The 2323-nt window shown below is 40.6% G+C and carries 3 protein-coding genes; all 3 read right to left on the bottom strand.

Annotated elements, in window-relative coordinates:
* Positions 1-1741 (bottom strand): SusC/RagA family TonB-linked outer membrane protein (locus ACEW8S_RS02165; RefSeq protein ID WP_373516545.1); only part of this gene is annotated, 1741 nt, incomplete at its 3' end.
* 69 nt (positions 1742-1810) lie between these two features.
* Positions 1811-1996 (bottom strand): hypothetical protein, encoded by a 186-nt coding sequence (locus ACEW8S_RS02160; RefSeq protein WP_373516544.1) that lies wholly within the window; start codon positions 1994-1996, stop codon positions 1811-1813.
* A gap of 85 nt (positions 1997-2081) precedes the next feature.
* Positions 2082-2323 (bottom strand): FecR domain-containing protein (locus ACEW8S_RS02155; protein ID WP_373516543.1); only part of this gene is annotated, 242 nt, incomplete at its 5' end.

Genomic DNA, 2323 nt, shown 5'->3' with positions numbered 1-2323 from the left:
AGCCATTAATGATAGTAGTATTTGCCAAGTTCGCCCATCCACCGGTAACAAAATTTGATCCACTTGAGATTTCGGAGTTCCTTTTTTCATCGAAAATTTCATTACCGACCACCAGATCAAGTAAAAAATCTTTACTCAATTCTTTATTGTAGGACAAGAATAAATTTGAATTGAGCTGAGTTGCTTTTTGGTTTTGAATGGATATGCTTCCTCCGCTAGGAGGGTTTGTCCGTCCGGCCTGACCCGTTCCAAGCTCCCTAAAATCCTCGGTCCGTGACGTAAAATTGTCGACCCCGAAACGATAGTTCAACGAGAGGTCGTCGGTTATCTTATAGTCGAACAATATATTCCCAAGGGTTCTGGGCCTTTCGGTGTTTCTGTAGTTATTATTGACTATCCAATACGGGTTGTTTTGAGTGCTTCTAAAATATTGTTGAAGATAAGGATCGTTTTCATCGGCAAATGCGGTTCCAGCTAAATTATAGGATGGCGGAACATCGGTCAAGCTTCGGAAATAGTTATTGTTTCCGACCAGATCGGGATAGTCGTTATAATTCAAGTCCGAATAATTGAATGAAATTGTAGTGCTGAACTTTTTGCTTACGTTCAATTTTCCGTTAAAATTTAGGTTCGTTCTGCGCAGATCGGTACCGGGAATGATCCCATCTTGCGAATTATGGCCTATCCCTAGAGAATAGCTGCCGATCGTTCCCGCGTTGGATATCGATAAATTGGTATTGGAAGTGCTTCCCGACTTGTAGAACGCTTTATCGTTGTCGTAAGACCTTGCGACCTCCTGTTCTCCGAGATTGTTTGTATAAGTCCCTATTTCACTTATTCTAGGTCCCCATGAAAATGGTCCGTTGACATTTAGTTCTCCATTTGCACCTTGGGCAAACGTAGTCTGTAATTCGGGCAAATACGCAACATCGTCGATACTATAAAAAGTTTCCAAACTGATAGTGGGCTTGCCATCTATGGATTTTCCGCTTTTGGTCGTAATCAATACAACACCATTGGATGCCCTGAGACCATACAACGCCGATGCTGCCGGTCCCTTTAGAACGTTGATCGATTCGATGTTGTTTGGATTGATATCTTGGATGTTCCCGGATATCGGGGCACCGTCCACTACGAATAAAGGTTGATTGTTTCCCGTTAGCGATCTGCTGCCCCGAATTTTTATTGAGGGAGATCTGCCCGGCATACCGCTACTAAGATTGACCGATACGCCGGCAACCTTACCTTGCAGTCCGTTGAGTACGTTGGGGTTTCCAACTTGGGCCAAATCGTCGCCGCCCACTTCTTGCGTGGCATATACTACGGCCTTTTTGGATTTTCGAATACCAAAAGAAGTAACGACCACTTCATCGAGCCCCTCGGCACTTTCCTCTAATGTCACATTTATTGAGGATTGCCCACTTACAGCGATTTCTTTAGTTGCAAAACCGATATAGGAAATTATCAATGTAGCATTTTCATCTGAAATTTCAATTGAAAAGTTTCCGTCGAAATCCGCAGTTACTCCATTGGTGGTGCCTTTTTCAATGATATTTGCTCCTGATAGTGGATTTCCGTTTTCATCAGTGACCGCACCCTTTATTTCCCTTTCCTGAAATTCATTGGAAGCAATTTTCTTCTGTGTCAAGACAATCTGATTCTCGTTTATTCTGAAATTAAAATTGGCCTTCACCGCCAACTTGTTCAAAACTTCCCTTACGTTTTCTCCATCTACGTTCAAGGAAATTTTTTTCTCAACATAAATTTACTTGACATTTTAAAAGAATCGATAGTAAGTTTGAGACTTGATTTAATTTAGTATGCGTTTTAACGGAACATTGTCATAGTCAAATTCTATTTTCTTTTGTGACATGACCGAATTTGCCGATAACTGGAACAGCATGAGGGAAGCCATAAAAAAACAGAACTTCATTTTAGAATTCAATTTTTTGACACGCTCTTTTTTAAGAACGTCGTCCTCCTTATTTTTTTTCATAATTTTGGGTGTCTTTGATCGTTAGTAATAGTTATTATTAATGGTCAATTGGAAAAGGGGAGGGCTCCAACCTTCCCTTTCTTTTTTATTTCGTTATAGTGATTACATTTTGGTTTATTTCATAGCTGAAAGGCGTGCTCAAGGAGATTGTTTTAAGAACGGATTCAATATCCTCGTTTACAAATTCTCCCTTATAGATTTCATCGTTCAAGCTTACGGCCCTGTTCACGAATTTTACGGAGTATCTTCGTTCGAGCCTGACCAGTATTTCAGAAAATTTTAGGTTATCGATGACCAAACGGTCCTGCATCCAAGCCGTATAAATAT

Source organism: Pricia sp., from assembly GCF_041745955.1.
Classification (GTDB): Bacteria; Bacteroidota; Bacteroidia; order Flavobacteriales; family Flavobacteriaceae; genus Pricia.
This window is presented reverse-complemented; position numbering and strand designations above follow the sequence as displayed.

Excerpts from the sequence above, each read along its gene's own strand:
- ACEW8S_RS02160 (WP_373516544.1), bottom strand. The coding sequence starts at position 1,996 with ATGAAAAAAAATAAGGAGGACGACGTTCTTAAAAAAGAGCGTGTCAAA.